The sequence below is a fragment of the Micromonospora sp. WMMD712 genome (assembly GCF_029581295.1).
In the GTDB taxonomy this organism is placed as follows: domain Bacteria; phylum Actinomycetota; class Actinomycetes; order Mycobacteriales; family Micromonosporaceae; genus Micromonospora; species Micromonospora carbonacea.
This window is the reverse complement of the sequence record NZ_CP120743.1, coordinates 248,009-262,491: the sequence shown is the minus strand read 5'-3', so window position 1 is coordinate 262,491 and position 14,483 is coordinate 248,009. Positions and strand designations below refer to the sequence as shown.

The 14,483-nt window shown below is 75.7% G+C and carries 13 protein-coding genes and 2 pseudogenes; 7 read left to right on the top strand and 8 right to left on the bottom strand.

Annotation, left to right across the window (positions count from 1 at the left end):
- Window positions 1-48: 48 nt before the first annotated feature.
- Window positions 49-732: pseudogene (locus tag O7633_RS01065) on the top strand (CDP-alcohol phosphatidyltransferase family protein); the annotation flags it as partial.
- A 353-nt stretch (window positions 733-1,085) separates the two neighbouring features.
- Window positions 1,086-2,699: pseudogene (locus O7633_RS01060) on the top strand (sulfatase-like hydrolase/transferase); the annotation flags it as partial.
- An 18-nt stretch (window positions 2,700-2,717) separates the two neighbouring features.
- On the opposite strand, the gene O7633_RS01055 reads toward O7633_RS01060, so the two are convergent.
- Window positions 2,718-3,023, bottom strand: coding sequence for a hypothetical protein (locus O7633_RS01055; RefSeq protein WP_282325444.1), 306 nt, complete (start codon window positions 3,021-3,023; stop codon window positions 2,718-2,720).
- A gap of 356 nt (window positions 3,024-3,379) precedes the next feature.
- Between O7633_RS01055 and O7633_RS01050 the strand changes: the two genes are divergently transcribed.
- From O7633_RS01050 to O7633_RS01035, 4 genes are all read left to right on the top strand, one after another.
- Window positions 3,380-4,111 carry a class I SAM-dependent methyltransferase gene (locus tag O7633_RS01050; RefSeq protein ID WP_282325442.1) on the top strand — a complete coding sequence of 244 codons (732 nt, stop codon included), beginning with the start codon at window positions 3,380-3,382 and terminating at the stop codon, window positions 4,109-4,111.
- A 139-nt stretch (window positions 4,112-4,250) separates the two neighbouring features.
- The gene (locus tag O7633_RS01045; RefSeq protein WP_282325440.1) at window positions 4,251-4,973 is read left to right on the top strand and encodes a GntR family transcriptional regulator; all 723 of its coding nucleotides are present in this window, start codon (window positions 4,251-4,253) and stop codon (window positions 4,971-4,973) included.
- Window positions 4,970-5,836, top strand: coding sequence for a sterol desaturase family protein (locus tag O7633_RS01040; RefSeq protein WP_282325438.1), 867 nt, complete (start codon window positions 4,970-4,972; stop codon window positions 5,834-5,836). The genes O7633_RS01045 and O7633_RS01040 overlap by 4 nt, the downstream gene beginning before the upstream one ends.
- The gene (locus O7633_RS01035; RefSeq protein WP_282325435.1) at window positions 5,833-6,555 is read left to right on the top strand and encodes a lysoplasmalogenase family protein; all 723 of its coding nucleotides are present in this window, start codon (window positions 5,833-5,835) and stop codon (window positions 6,553-6,555) included. Before O7633_RS01040 ends, O7633_RS01035 begins: the two co-directional genes overlap by 4 nt.
- 85 nt (window positions 6,556-6,640) lie before the next feature.
- On the opposite strand, the gene O7633_RS01030 is transcribed toward O7633_RS01035, so the two are convergent.
- From O7633_RS01030 to O7633_RS01000, 7 genes are all read right to left on the bottom strand, one after another.
- The gene (locus O7633_RS01030; protein WP_282325433.1) at window positions 6,641-6,907 is read right to left on the bottom strand and encodes a GlsB/YeaQ/YmgE family stress response membrane protein; all 267 of its coding nucleotides are present in this window, start codon (window positions 6,905-6,907) and stop codon (window positions 6,641-6,643) included.
- Window positions 6,908-7,056: 149 nt separating this feature from the next.
- Complete coding sequence (locus O7633_RS01025) at window positions 7,057-8,637, bottom strand: hypothetical protein (RefSeq protein ID WP_282325432.1); 1,581 nt, start codon at window positions 8,635-8,637, stop codon at window positions 7,057-7,059.
- Window positions 8,637-8,969, bottom strand: a complete 333-nt coding sequence (locus O7633_RS01020; protein ID WP_282325431.1) for a YciI family protein — start codon at window positions 8,967-8,969, stop codon at window positions 8,637-8,639. The genes O7633_RS01025 and O7633_RS01020 overlap by 1 nt, the downstream gene beginning before the upstream one ends.
- A gap of 93 nt (window positions 8,970-9,062) precedes the next feature.
- Entirely contained in the window at window positions 9,063-10,385 is a 1,323-nt protein-coding gene (locus O7633_RS01015; RefSeq protein WP_282325429.1) for a hypothetical protein, read from the bottom strand.
- 46 nt (window positions 10,386-10,431) lie between these two features.
- Complete coding sequence (locus O7633_RS01010; protein ID WP_282325427.1) at window positions 10,432-11,244, bottom strand: SDR family oxidoreductase; 813 nt, start codon at window positions 11,242-11,244, stop codon at window positions 10,432-10,434.
- Entirely contained in the window at window positions 11,241-12,221 is a 981-nt protein-coding gene (locus tag O7633_RS01005) for a transketolase C-terminal domain-containing protein (protein ID WP_282325425.1), read from the bottom strand. Before O7633_RS01005 ends, O7633_RS01010 begins: the two co-directional genes overlap by 4 nt.
- Window positions 12,214-13,149 carry a thiamine pyrophosphate-dependent dehydrogenase E1 component subunit alpha gene (locus O7633_RS01000; protein ID WP_282325424.1) on the bottom strand — a complete coding sequence of 312 codons (936 nt, stop codon included), beginning with the start codon at window positions 13,147-13,149 and terminating at the stop codon, window positions 12,214-12,216. The genes O7633_RS01005 and O7633_RS01000 overlap by 8 nt, the downstream gene beginning before the upstream one ends.
- A gap of 130 nt (window positions 13,150-13,279) precedes the next feature.
- Between O7633_RS01000 and O7633_RS00995 the strand changes: the two genes are divergently transcribed.
- A complete protein-coding gene (locus O7633_RS00995; protein WP_282325421.1) occupies window positions 13,280-14,410 on the top strand; it encodes a mandelate racemase/muconate lactonizing enzyme family protein in 1,131 nt (376 codons plus the stop codon).
- Window positions 14,411-14,483: the final 73 nt, after the last annotated feature.

Genomic DNA, 14,483 nt, shown 5'->3' with positions numbered 1-14,483 from the left:
GACAGCCTGTCGAACGGCAGTCTCTCGATCATCAAACACGGAGGCACGGTGCGCAGGGTTCAACACGGTCCGCTGGCGGGACTGGTCAGCCTGTTCGTCCTGCTGGCGGGGATCGGCGCGACCGTCGGCCTCGGCCCGGCGGGCTGGCTCGCCGGCACGGCGTACGGGATGGTCCTGAGCGGGCTGCTCGCCCGGGCGCTGCGCGGGGCGGGCGAGTCCGGCCTGGGGCCGGCGGACGTGGTGACGTTGGGCCGGGCGGTGCTGATCGGCGGGGTGACGGCCCTGGTGGCCGACGGCTTCACCCGGGCCGTGCCGGTGCCGTTGCTGGTCGGCCTCGCCGCCGTGGCGCTGCTGCTCGACGCCGTCGACGGGCAGGTGGCGCGGCGCACCGGCACCGCGAGCGACCTCGGGGCCCGGTTCGACATGGAGGTCGACGCGTACCTCATCCTGCTGCTGGGCGTGCACCTGGCGCCCACGGCCGGGGTCTGGGTGCTGACCCTCGGCGCGATGCGGTACGCCTTCGTGGCGGCCGGCTGGACGTCGCCGTGGCTGCGTGGGTCGCTGCCGCCGCGGCGGTGGCGTAAGGTCGTCGCCGCGCTCCAGGGCATCGTCCTGGTCGTCGCCGCGGCCGGGGTCCTGCCGCCGGTCGGGGCGACGGTGCTGCTGGCCGGGGCGTTCGCGCTGCTCGTCGAGTCCTTCGGGCGCGACGTCGGGTGGCTGTGGCGGCACCGCCCGGTCGCCGGGCGCGACGGCGCGGCCCTGCGCCGGGACGACCCGGTCCGGGTGCCGGCCCACCTGCCGGCCTGACCGCCCACCGGATGCACGGGAGAGAAGACGACGTGACGAACCACCCGGGCGACCCGACCGACGCGGCCGGCGACGGCCCGCCCCGCGCCACCGGCGACGGCCCGACGGGCGACGGCCCGCCCCGCGCCACCGGCGACGACACGACGGGCGACGAGACGACCGACGCCACCGGCAACGGCACGGGCGGCGACGGGGGCCCGCGCGCGGCGGACGACGCGGGCCGGCCGGTCGCGGTGCCGGGGCGGGGTCGACGGGTCCGCCGGGCGGTGGGCGGCACCCTGGCCGCGCTGCTGGTGGCCGCCGCCCTCACCGCCCCGGACCAGTTGCGGGAGCTGAGCCCGGCCGCGTTCCTGCGGCTGCCGGTCGAGGCGCTGATCGTCGCCGCCGCTCTGCTCGCCCTGCCGCCGCGCCCCCGCCGGGTGGTCGCCGCCCTGGCCGGGGCCGCCCTGGGGCTGGTCACCGTGGTCAGGCTCACCGACCTGGGCTTCCAGGTCGCCTGGGACCGCCCCTTCGACCTGGTGTCGGACTGGGTGCTGTTCGACGACGCGTACGGGTTCCTCGCCGGCTCGATCGGCCGGCCCGGGGCGGTCGGCGTCGCCGTGGGCGTCGTGCTGCTGGCCGTCGCCCTGCTCGTGACCCTGGCGCTGGCCGCGCTGCGCCTGGCCGCGCTGCTCGCCCGGCACGACACCGGGGCGAGACGGGCCGTCGCGGCGCTGACCGTGGGCTGGGTCGCCTGCGCCGCCTTCGGGGTGCGGATCGTCCCCGGGGTGCCGGTGGCCGACAGCGGCGCGACCGCCATGGTCCGTTACCACGCGGCGCAGGTGCGCGGCGGGCTGTCCGACGGCGACGTGTTCGCCGCCGAGGTCGCCGCCGACCGGTTCCGGGACACGCCGGGCGACGAACTGCTGACCGCGCTGCGCGGCAAGGACGTCGTCGTCGCGTTCGTGGAGAGCTACGGCCGCGACGCGGTGGAGGAGCCGGAGTTCGCGCAGGTCGGCGCGGTGCTCGACGAGGGCACCCGGCGGCTGCGGGCGGCCGGTTTCGCCTCCCGCAGCGCCTATCTGACGTCCCCGACGGCGGGGGGCGGAAGCTGGCTGGCCCACGCCACGCTGCTGTCGGGGCTGTGGATCGACAGCCAGCAGCGGCACCGCAGCCTGCTCGCCACGGACCGGCTCACCCTCGGCGGGGCGTTCCAGCGGGCGGGCTGGCGGACGGTCGGGGTGATGCCCGGCGCGCTGGCCGACTGGCCGGAGGGCGGGTTCTACGGCTACGACCGGTTCTATCCGGCCCGGGAGCTGGGCTACCAGGGGCCGAAGCTGGGCTACTTCCTCATGCCGGACCAGTACGCGCTGTCGGAGTTGCAGCGCCGCGAGCGGTCGACCCCCGGCCACCCGCCGGTGATGGCCGAGATCCCGCTGACCTCCAGCCACTCCCCGTGGACGTCGTTCCCCCGGGTCATCGACTGGGACGACGTGGGCGACGGCTCGGTCTACCACCGCAACTCGGCGGTGGCCGACGTCGGCGGCAAGCCGGTGCGCCGCACCGCCGCCCAGATCCGCGCGGACTACCGGCGCACCGTCGAGTACACGCTGAAGTCGCTGATCTCCTACGTGGAGACCTACGGCGACGACGACCTGGTGCTGGTCTTCCTCGGCGACCACCAGCCCGCACCGGTCGTCACCGGCGAGGACGCCAGCCGGGACGTGCCGGTCACCGTCGTGGCCCGCGACCCGAAGGTGCTCGACCGGATCGACGGCTGGCAGTGGCAGGACGGGTTGCGGCCCGGGCCGGACGCGCCGGTGTGGCGGATGGACACCTTCCGGGACCGCTTCCTCACGGCGTTCGGGTCCCGGCCGGGGGCGTCCGCGCCGCCGGCCGCCGCCCCGCGCTGACCCGGCGCACGCCCGGGGTCAGGCGGCCTCCCGCCCGGTGCGCGGGTGCTCGGGCCGGGCCGGCGCGGCGGGCCGGGGGCGGGGCGCGGGGGCCGGCGCTCCCGCGCCGGCGTCGCCCCGGGCCAGCCGCATGGCGCGCTCGGCGTTCAGCAGCGGGTCGCACGGGGCCTGCCGGCCGCCGCAGAGCAGGTTCTGGCAGCGGCCGGCGCCGTCGGGCTGGTGGGCCTCGGTGACGTCGTACGCCAGCCGCCACAGCAGCGTGTCCGTCACGTCGCTCGGCGGAGCCGTGTCGTGACTGGACCGGTGGTGCGTTGTGCCGGACACGCGGAAACCCCTCTCGTCGTCGCTACCCGAACAGGTTGACCGGCATTCCGGCCCGTTAAACCCGCCCCGGGCAGGCGGTTGGTCACACCCCGCCGATTGTCGTTCCCCGCCGCAAATGCGGTTGCCGGCGTCGCCCGGCCTCTGCTGTGCTCGTCGTGAGCCGTCCGATCGAAGGGAGCAGCGCCATGCCCGACCCGTCGAGGTCCGCCGCCAGCCCGAGGTTCGTCCCCCTTCCGGATGCGAGGCTTCATGAGTACGTCGACCCCGGGGCGCACGCCCCAGGCGAGCACCACTAGTCCCCACCGTTTCGCCGCCGCGCCCGCGCCCCGGCACCGTCACGACGGGGAGGCCGGCTGATGTCGATCTTCGACGATCCCGGCCTGTTCGGCCGGCTCTGGGCGGCCGGCTACGACACCGGCCCCAACCCCGACCCGGCCCCGGCCGTGGACTTCCTGGCCGACCTGGCCGGCGGCGGTCCCGTGCTGGAGCTGGCGATCGGCACGGGCCGGGTGGCCCTGCCCCTGGCGGCGCGCGGCCTCGCCGTCGAGGGCGTCGAGGCGTCGCCGGAGATGGTGGCGCGGATGCGCGCCAAGCCGGGTGGCGACGGCATCCCGGTGGCGATCGGCGACATGGCCGACGTGCCGGTGACGGGGCCCTACCGCCTGGCCTACCTGGTGTTCAACACGCTGTTCAACCTCGTCGACGAGTCCCGACAGCAGGACTGCTTCCGCAACGTGGCCCGGGTGCTGGCGCCCGGCGGCGCGTTCGTCGTCGAGGCGTTCGTCCCCGACCCGGCCGGCTTCGACCGCGACGAGCAGCTCCAGGTGCGCGAGGTGACCGAGGACTCGGTGACCCTGCGGGTGCACCGGTACGACCGGCCGGCGCAGCGGTTCGTCCGGCAGACCATCGTGATCGACGGCCGGGGCGCACGGCTGGAGCCGTTCGCGATGCGGTACTGCTGGCCGGAGCAGATCGACGAGCTGGCGGAGCGGGCCGGGTTGCGCCTCGCCGCGCGGTACGCCGACTTCGACCGGCGGCCGTTCGACGCCGACAGCCGCGCGCACGTCTCGGTGTACCGCCTGCGGTGACGGGCCCGACGCGCCGGCCGGCACCCCGCCCGGCCGGCGCGTCGGGGTCGCCCGGCCGGGCGCGGCTTCCCCATCCGCGACGGATCCGGGTGGTCCAACCAGTTGACGGGTTGATGTGGGCCGGGCCACACTGCACCGCATGACCTTCGTCCCTGTCCCCCGGGGTTCCGTCTCCGACCACGTCTTCGCCCAGCTCCGCGACGCCGTCGTCAGCGGCGCGTACCGGCCCGGGGACACCCTGCCCGGCGAGCGGGAGCTGGCCGCCGCGTTCGCGGTGAACCGGCACGCCGTGCGCGAGGCGCTGCGCCGCCTGCAACAGCTCGGCCTGGTCCGGGTCAGCCAGGGCGGCGCGACCCGGGTGCTCGACTGGCGGGTGCACGCGGGGCTCGACCTCGCCCTGTCCCTGGTCCGCTCCGGCGACGTCCTGCCGGTCGACACGCTCGTGCGGGACATGCTGGAGATGCGCGCCTGCATCGGCGTGGACGCCGCCCGGCTCTGCGCCGAACGGGCCGACGCGGCGACGCGGGACACCGTCACCCGCGCCGTCGAGGAGTACGCCGCGCTCGCGCCCGACCTGCCCCGGATGGCCGAGGCCAACATCACCCTGTGGCGGCACGTCGTGCGCGGCTGCGGCAACACCGCGTACCTGCTGGGTTTCAACAGCCTCGTGGCCGGCGCGCTCGCCGTCGGCGAGGTGCCGCCGCAGCGGCGCGCCGCCGAGCTGCTCGACGTCGCCGGGCACCGGCGGCTCGCCGAGGCGATCGCCGACGGCCGGGGCGACGACGCCGCGCGGCAGGCCCGGTCCCTGCTCACCGCCGCCCTTGCCGCCCCCGCCGCGCCGGGACGGGAGTGCCGCGCATGATCCCCGCCGTGCTCTACGCCGTGCCCGCGTTCCTGCTGCTCATCGTCGTGGAGGCGGTGTCCTACCGGTTCGCTCCCGACGACGACGAACGCGGCTACGAGCTGCGCGACACCGCCACGAGCCTCACCATGGGGGCGGGCAGCCAGGTGATCGGCTTCCCGTGGAAGCTGCTCACGGTCGGCCTGTACGCCGGGCTGTGGACCCTCGCGCCGGTGCAGCTCTCCCCCGCCAGCGTCTGGACCTGGATGCTGCTGTTCGTCGCCGACGACCTGGCCTACTACTGGTTCCACCGCACCCACCACGAGGTGCGGCTGTTCTGGGCCAGCCACGTGGTGCACCACTCCAGCAGGTTCTACAACCTGTCGACCGCGCTGCGGCAGAGCTGGACGCCGATGACGTCGCTGCCGTTCTGGCTGCCGCTGGCCCTGCTCGGCATCCCGCCGTGGATGATCTTCCTCCAGCAGTCGGTCAGCCTGCTCTACCAGTTCTTCCTGCACACCGAGCGGGTCCGGGTGCTGCCCCGGCCGGTCGAGTGGGTCTTCAACACCCCGTCGCACCACCGCGTCCACCACGGCGTGAACGCCGAGTACCTGGACCGCAACTACGGCGGCATCCTGATCGTCTGGGACCGCCTGTTCGGCACCTTCGAGCCGGAACGCGCCCCCGCCCGGTACGGGCTGACCACGAACATCGGCACCTACCACCCGCTGCGGGTGGCCACCCACGAGTACGCGGCGATCTGGGCCGACGTGCGCGCGGCGGCGTCCTGGCGGCACCGGCTGGGCCACCTGTTCCGCCGGCCCGGCTGGCGGCCGCCGCCGGCCCCGGCGGTGGCCGTCCGGGCCGCGCAGGGCGCCCGATGAGGCGGCTCGTGCCGTTCGGGGTGGTCGCCGCCGTCGAGCTGGTCGGCGTGGCGCTCGACAACCTGGTGCTCCAGTGGCTGACCAAGCCGCTGCTCGCCCCGCTGCTGCTGCTCTGGCTGCTGCGGCCCGGCCCCGGGCGGCCCGGGGCCGGGCGGACCACCGACGACGCGGCGCACACGGACAGGCGGCGGCGCTTCGACGCGTTCGCGCTCGGGCTGGTCTTCGCCACGGCCGGCGACGTGGCCCTGCTGCTGCCCGGCGAGCCCGCCTTCCTGGTCGGCATGGGCTGCTTCCTCGGCACCCAGGTCAGCCTCGTGGTGGCGTTCACCCGGCACCGGCGGCCGCCCGTGGCGGTGGTCGCCGGCTACCTGGCCCTGTGGGCGCTGGCCAACGCCGCCCTGTGGGGTCCGCTCGGCACGCTGCGGCTGCCCGTGCTCGGTTACAGCCTCGCGCTGTGCCTGATGGCCGCCGCGGCGGCCGGGGTCTCGGGGCGCGCGGCGGCCGGCGGGGCGCTGTTCCTGGTGTCCGACCTGCTGATCGGCGTGGACGCGGCCGGCACGACCCTGCCCGGCCACGGCCTGCTGGTGATGGGCACCTATGTCGCCGCGCTGCTGCTGCTCACGGCGGCGTGGGCGGCGGCCGGCGCACCCGGCTCGCCGGGCCGGACGCGCCGGGCCGGGGCCGACCGGGCGGCGCGGCGCGGCGCGGCGACGCCCTGAGCCGCCGCCGGCCCGCCCCGGTGCGGCGCACTGAGCCGCCGGCCCGCCCCGGGCGGGGGCGGGCCGGCGGCGGGCGGGAGCGTGGTCAGCGCCGGCGGCCGTACGCGCCCGCGACGAGCGACACGCCGATCGCGGCGAAGGCGACCTGGATGAACAGCTCGATCCAGTCGACGCCCGCCGTCTCGTCGACCCCGAGCACGCCGGCGACGAGGGTGCCGAGGATCGCGGCCACCACGCCGATCAGCAGGGTGAGCCAGATCGGGATGCTCTGCTTGCCGGGCACGACCAGCCGGCCCAGCGCGCCGATGATCAGACCGATGATGATGGCGGTGAAGAAACCGGTGACTTCCACTGGGCCGATCCTCTCGAACGGTTGTCGCGTGCACCTCCACGGTGCCCCTCGCGGCCCGGGCGGCAAACCCTCCGCGACCCGGCCGGCGGATTCTTCACACGACTGTCATGGTCCCGCCCGGCAACCGTCATGCCGCCGGCCGGGCGCGGTCAGCCGGCCGAGTGGGCGTGCCGGGCGGCCCGCTCGGCGAGCCACAGCCAGCGGCGCTGGACCTCCCCGCCGGTGGCCGCGACCATGGCGAGGGCGTCGCCGCGCACGGCGGTCAGGGCCGCCGCGTCGGCCGTCGGGTCGTCGAGCAGGGCCGCGCCGTCGCGGAACGCCTCGGCCTCGGCCGAGCCGCCGAAGCGGGGGGCGACCTCGTCGCGCCAGAAGTCCGCCCAGGCCAGCTCGGGGTTCCAGGTGAACCGGGCGTACGCCAGATAGCTGATCTCGTTGGTCGGGTGGTAGGCCGCCGCCTCGGCGAAGATGGTCAGCCCCCGCATCTCGGCCGCCCCGCAGCGGGCCGCCATGTCGGCGTACATCTCGGGCACCCAGGAGTGGCGCTGCCGGTTCCACTGCGACCCGGCGTGGGTGCGCAGCACGTTCGTGGTGTGCGGCAGCCGGTCGACGTGGGCGGCGGTGAGCCGGTCGCGCTGGTCGTACCAGAAGCCCCGGTTCACGCAGTACTGGTAGGCGACGTCGTCGGGCAGGTCGGCCAGGGGCTGCTGGGCGTCGAGGTCGAAGATGTTGTCCCAGTAGACCTCCACGAGGTGGCGCAGCGGCACCCCGGCCGGGCCGGGGCGGCGGGCGGTCTCCAGCAGGGTCGGGTAGACCGCCCGCATCGCCTCGTAGGACCAGGAGGTGCGCTCGCCGCCGGTGCGCTCGCCGCAGCGGGCGCAGGCGCAGCTGCCGTAGTCGCCGGTCTCGAAGTTGATCCCGCCGACGGGCAGGGTGTCCAGCAGCCAGTCGATCGCGTCGCGGTGCCAGGCGAGGTTGTCCGGCTGCGACGGGCAGGCGGCCATCATGTACTCGCTGGCCGGGAAGTGCAGGTCGCCGAACTCGTCGATGTCGAAGCCGACCTTCTTCGGCAGCTCGGCGGCCAGGTCGGGGCGCTGCCGCAGCCAGGTCGCCAGGTTGTAGCGGTGCCGGCCGTCGAAGTAGATGCCGCCGTAGGCGTTGACGCCGATCCCGGCGATGATCCGCACGCCCCGGGCGTTGGCGTACTCGCACAGGTCGCGGGCCGCCTCGACGCCGCCGTGGGCGTCGCGCAGCAGCCCGTACACGACGATGCCGCCGATCCGCTCGCGGCTACAGAAGTCGACGAGCCGCCGGTAGTCGGCGCCGAACGCGTCGGCGGACTTCGCGTACGGGTTGAGCGCGCCGATCTCCTGCTGGCCGAGCTGCCGGGTGTCCCAGTTGGTCGAGTGGTCCCAGGTCCACAGGGTGCGCAGCGGCAGCCCGGGCGCGGCGGCGGACGCGCCGACGGGCAGGCCGGCTCCGGTGGCCCGGCCGACGAGGTCGCGGGCGGCGTAGACCAGGCCGGCGAACGGGTCGCCGGTGAGCCGGATCTCGCCGGCCTCCGGCACGTCGACGCGGTGGCCGCCCTCGGGCAGCGCCGGGTCGACGGCGAGGCGCACCGGCACGGCGTCCGGGCCGCCGTCGCCCCACGCCGCGCGCAGCAGGGCGGCGGCGTACGGCGCGTGCTCGGCCCCGAGCACCCGCACGCCGGGAACCTGGCGGTACGACGACATCATGTCCTCCCGAGGGTGTGGCTGGTGGCGGCGAGGAAGTCGGCCACGTCGAGCGTGGTCCACACCCCGTGCCGCCAGTAGGGATCCTGTGCGACGAGGGCGCGGGCGGCGGCCGCGTCGGCGGCCCGCAGCACCAGCACGGAGGCGGTCAGGTCGGCGCGCGCACCGGCGACCAGGGCGACGCCGTCGGCGAGCAGGGCCCGCACGTGCGCCAGGTGCGCGGCCCGGTGCGGTTCGCGCCGGGCGGCGGCGTCGGCGGCGAAGACGGCGGTGACGAGGTACGTCGGCTCGAACCGCACCGGCGCGCCGGCGTCGGGGGTCGGCCCGCTCACGGGCCCGGTCCCGCCGCTCACGCCGCTCACGCCGCGGCCCCCGTTCGCGCCCGGCCCGCTCACGGCTCGACCCCGCTCACGGCTCGGCCCCGCTCACGGCTCGGCCCCGATCGCGCCGAGGAGCCGCCGCATGGCGACCCGGTAGACGGCCTGCGGGCGGCCCGCGCCGGTGCTCACGTGCACGCCGACCTCCTCGGCGAAGCCGGCCGCCCGCAGGGCCTTGAGCAGGCGGCGGGCCGAGCGCGCCTCCACCCCGTACGCGTCGGCCAGCCCGCGGGCGGTGACCTGGTCGGGGTCCATCTGGTGCAGGGCCTCCAGCAGCCGCCGGGTCGACAGCGGCCCGATGCGCAGCTGCTCGGAGACCCGCAGCACGCCCGGGGCGGTCTCCCGCAGCCGGGGACGCACGGCGGTCTCCCGGCTGGAGTAGACCTCGCCGTCGGGGAAGACCACGTGGGTGTCGCCGCTGTGCCGGCCCAACGCGAGGGCCTTGCGGGCGTTGTCCTCGGCCGCGGCGATGGTGGTGCCCGCGCCGAAGCCGACGGCGTGCCCCACGTCGACGCCGCGCAGGGTGAGCAGGGAGGCGTGCCCGTCGCGGTGCCGGGCGATGGCGCTCTCCACGGTGCCCCGGGTGGTGGTGATCACCATGGTCCGGTCGTCGACGGCAGCGAGCCGGCCGCGCATCCGCTCGGCGTGCTCCAGCAGCGCCTCCCGCACCCGCAGCCGCTGCCGCTCGGCCTGGTAGGGGTCCTGCGTCCGGTGCGTCGACGCGCCGAGGTCGACCATCATCACGGCGATCTGGGTGGCCCGGGACTGGCGCACCTCGGCGGCGAGCCAGGCCCGGCGCAGCGCGTCGCGCACCGAGGCGCGGGTGTGCTCCACGCGCCACACCGGCACCCCGCTGTCGGCCAGGTCGCGGTGCACCGCGCCGAGGCAGGTCAGGCACGCCTCGACCGCGCCGGAGGCGTAGCGCTCGCGGTGGTAGGCGGTGATCTCGTCGAGGCCGGAGAAGAGCAGCCCGGAGGAGTCGGCGATCGGCAGGATCTCCGTCGGCGGGGCGACCTCGATGTCGTGGTACGTCTCCCGGACGATCTCGGCCTCGATGGTGTCCACGCTGACCCGGGGCAGCTTCCCGCCGGTGGCCAGCAGCATCCGCGACAGGGTCCGGTAGAGGTCGATGCCGGCGTGCGGGACGTAGTCGATCTCCGCCCGCAGGTCGCCGGCCGCGCTGGCGAACGCGTACGGGATGCGGCCGGTAAACAGCAGCACCTGGCACACCTCGTCCAGCTCGCGGGCGAGCTCGGGGGCCTGCTCGGGCCGGGTGTAGGCGCGCGCGGTGACGCTGTCCGCGCGGCCCTCCCCGGCCGCCACCTCCTGCACGAGCCGGATCGAGTCCTCCGGGCCGATGATCCCGATCACGTTGCTGCCTCCATGTCGTGCGCCGCTGGCCAGGTGGGCGGGGTGCTCAGCCGGTGCAGACCGTGCCGGCGAGGCCGGCGCTGACCGGCGACGCCAGCAGGACCAGCACCGAGGCGACGTCCTCGGGGCGACCCAGCGCGGCCTCGACCGCGGCGATCCGCCCGCCGTCGGTGCCGTTGGCCCGCGCCTCGTCCAGCGACCGCCGCATCAGCGGCGTGTCGATGTCCCCCGGGCAGAGCGCGTGCACACGGATCCCCTGTGGACCGAGCTGGCGGGCCAGCGTGAGCGCCAGTCCGTGCAACCCTCCCTTACTCGCGCCGTAGGGTACCGAGCCGGAGCCGGTCTGCACGCCCGCCTTCGACCCGACCAGCACGAGCACCCCGTCGCGGGCGCTCAGGTGCCGGGCGGCGTGCTTGGCGACCAGGAACGGGCCGGTGAGGTTGACGGCGATGACCCGCGCCCACAGCTCGACGGGCACGTCGCGCACGTCGAGGCCCTGGCCGCGCATCACCCCGGCGACGTGCAGCACGGCGTCGACCCCGCCCAGCTCGGCGGCCACGGCGTCGAGCGACCCGGCGACCTCCTCCTCCACGGTGACGTCCACGCCCCGGGAGCAGGCCGTCGCCCCGGCGGCACGGGCCTGCGCGGCGGCGCGGGCCGCGCCGGCGGCGTCGGCGTCGAGCACGGCGACGGCCGCGCCGGCGTCGGCGGCGGCGACCACGGTGGCCAGGCCGATGCCGGACGCGCCGCCGACGACGACCACCCGCCGGCCCGCCAGCAGACCGGCGCGGTCGCCGCCGTCGGCCAGCAGACCGGCGCGGTCGCCGCCCACCGGCGCGCCGGCCGGGGCGTCGCTCACGGCCGGACCGTCCGGCGCACCGCGTCGGCCACGGTCGCGGCCTCGGGCACCACGACGGCCTGTAGGGCCGGCGCGGCGGGCATCGGCACGTCCGGGGCGGCCACCCGGGCGATCGGCGCGCGCAGGTCGGCGAAGCACTCGGTGGCGGCCCGGGCGGCGATCTCCGCGCCGAACCCGCCGGTGAGGTTGGCCTCGTGCGCCACCACCAGCCGGCCGGTGCGCGCCACCGACGCGGCGACCGTGTCGAAGTCGAGGGGGTTGAGCCAGCGCAGGTCGACCACCTCGACGTCGATGCCCTCCCCGGCCAGGGTGGTGGCGGCGTCGAGGGCCGCCGACACCATGCGGGACCAGGCGACGACGGTGACGTCGGCGCCGGACCGGACGACCCGGGCCCCGCCGACCGGCTCCACCGGGGCGTCGGTGCGCACCGGGCCCCGGGTCGGGTAGAGCATCCGGGCCTCGGCGACGACCACCGGGTCGTCGCTGACGACTGCGGTGCGCAGCATCTGGTACGCGTCGTCGGGGGTGGCTGGCAGCGCCACCCGCAGGCCGGGGGTGTGCGCGAAGTACGCCTCCGGGGAGTGCGAGTGCTGGGCACAGGCCCCGGGCGAGTAGCCCTGCTGCATCCGGATCACCAGCGGGGCCCGCCACCGCCCGGCGCTGGAGTAGCGGATGGTGGCTATCTGGTTGACGATCTGGTCCATCGCCACGAACGAGAAGTCGGCGTACATGATCTCGGCGATCGGCCGCAGCCCGGTCATGGCCGCGCCGAGGGCCATGCCGAGGAAGCCGGTCTCGGAGATCGGGGTGTCGAAGATCCGGTCGGAGCCGAACCTCTTGTGCAGCCCCTTCGTCGCGCCGAACGGCCCGCCGGGCAGGGCCACGTCCTCGCCGAAGTAGACGGTGTCGGTCCGGCTGTCCAGGGCCCAGGTGAGGGCCGCGTTGACGGCCTGGATGTAGCGCAGCGACTCAGACATAGACGTGCTCCCTCGCGGTCGCCGGGTCCGGATGGGGCACGGCGCGGGCGGCGGTGACGGCGGCCTCGATCTCGGCGTCGACCTCGGCGTCGATCGCGTCGAGCCGGGCGGTGAGGTCCGCGTCGGCGGCGGCTCGGATGCGGGCCAGCGGTTCCCGTTGCCGGGCGGCGGCGATCTCGCCGGCCGGGCGGTAGTGCTGCGCGTCGCCGCTGTAGTGGCCGACCAGGCGCTCGGTCATGGCCTCCACGATGGACGGGCCGGAGCCCTCGCGGGCCCGGTCCACCGCCTCGGCGACCGCGTCGTACACGGCGTCGGGGTCGTTGCCGTCGACCACCCGGCCGGGCAGGCCGTAGCCGGCGGCCCGCTCGGCGAGCTGCTTCACCCGCACCATGTCGGAGATGCGCGACATCTCGGAGTAGACGTTGTTCTCCACCACCAGCACCAGGGGCAGGTCGAGCACGGCGGCGAGGTTGAGCGCCTCGTGCACGTTGCCCTGGTTCATCGCGCCGTCGCCGATGCTGACCACCGACACCGCGCCACTGGCGGTGCGCTGGGCGGTGAGCGCCGCGCCCGTCGCGATCGGCACCCCGGCGCCCACGATGGAGTTCTCGCCGACGAACCAGCGCCCCGGGTCCGACAGGTACGGCGAGGCGGCGCGCCCGCCGCACAGCCCCGAGTCGCGGCCCATCATCTCGGCGAACAGGCCGGTGAGGTCGACGCCCCGGGCGATCGCCCAGCCGTGCCCCCGGTAGGTCGCGGTGACGTGGTCGCCGTCGCGCAGCGCCCGGCAGGCGCCGACCGGGACGGCCTCCTGGCCGTTGCACAGGTGGATCGATCCCGGGATCTCGCCGGCGTCCTTGAGGGCGGTCAGCCGCTCCTCGAACCGGCGGATCCGGGCCATGAGCCGATAGTCGTCCGGCAGCCCCATCACATCCCCCAGAGATAATTGAGCCTTATTCCGACTCGTTGGTTGAGGAGCCTAGACCAGCAGTCCAGGGCTATGGAAGAGTGCTGAAGCAAGTTTGTGGCCGTTATTGGTCTCTAATTTGGGAGCGGGCATGGAGATCGTCGAGGTCGAGTCGGCGGTGCGCGGCGACGCGCACTTCGTCCAGGTGCACACGGCGGACGGGCTGACCGGGGTCGGCCAGTCCGCCTGCTGGGGCTACCCGACGGCGGTGCACGCCGTGGTGGAGGCGTTCCGGCCCTACCTGATCGGGGCGGACGCCGGCCGGATCGAGCACCACTGGCACCACCTGTACCGGATGGGCCCGTTCCGCGGCTCGGTGCTCACCGCCGCCGTCTCCGCCGTCGACCTGGCCCTGTGGGACCTGCTCGGCAAGCGGCTCGGCATGCCGGTGTGGCAACTGCTCGGCGGGCGGGTGCGCGAGAGGATCCGGCTGCACCTGCTGCTGGGCGGCACCGGCGCGCCGGCCCTCGCCGCCGAGGCCGCCGCCGCCGTCGCCGACGGCTTCACCGCCGTGAAGTTCGACCCGCTGCCGGCGAACTACGGCGACCTGTCCCAGGCCCGCCTGGTGGCCGAGACCGAGGCCACCACGGCGGCGGTGCGCGACACCGTCGGCGCGGACGTCGACCTGCTGATCGAGCTGCACCGCAAGCTCACCCCGTTGCAGGCCGAGGCGGTCGTGCCGGCGCTGGCCCGGCACCACCCGCTGATGGTGGAGGACGCGATCCAGATCGACAGCGTGAGCAGCCAGGCCGGGGTCCTCCGACGGGCCCCGGGCGTGCCGATGGCCAACGGGGAGCGGCTGCACACCATCTGGGAGTTCAAGGAGCTGCTCGCCCAGGGCGGCGCGCAGTACGTCCGGCCCGACGTCGGGCTCGCCGGCGGTCTCAGCCACGCCCGCAAGATCGCCGCGCTGGCCGAGGCGCACCACGCGGCCGTGGTCACCCACAACTGCCTCGGCCCGCTGCTCACCATGGCCTCCGTGCACCTGGACACGGTCATCCCGAACTTCGTCACGCAGGAGTACTCGCCGCTGGACGACGCGCTCGCCGACGGCCCCGCCCGCGCCTGCGTGCGCCGCGAGGGCGGCTTCCTGCCGGTGCCGCAGGACCCCGGGCTGGGCGTCACCCTCGACCTGTCCGACCCGACGCCGCTGGACCTCACCGGCCGGCCACTGACCCGCATCCCGCTGCGCGCCGACGGCTCCGTCGCGTACGCGGTTTAAGGAAGGGCCCCCTGTTAACGCCTGCGGTCGAGAAGGGAACCCTTCTCACCGCAGGCGCAGGTGGGTGCGGCGC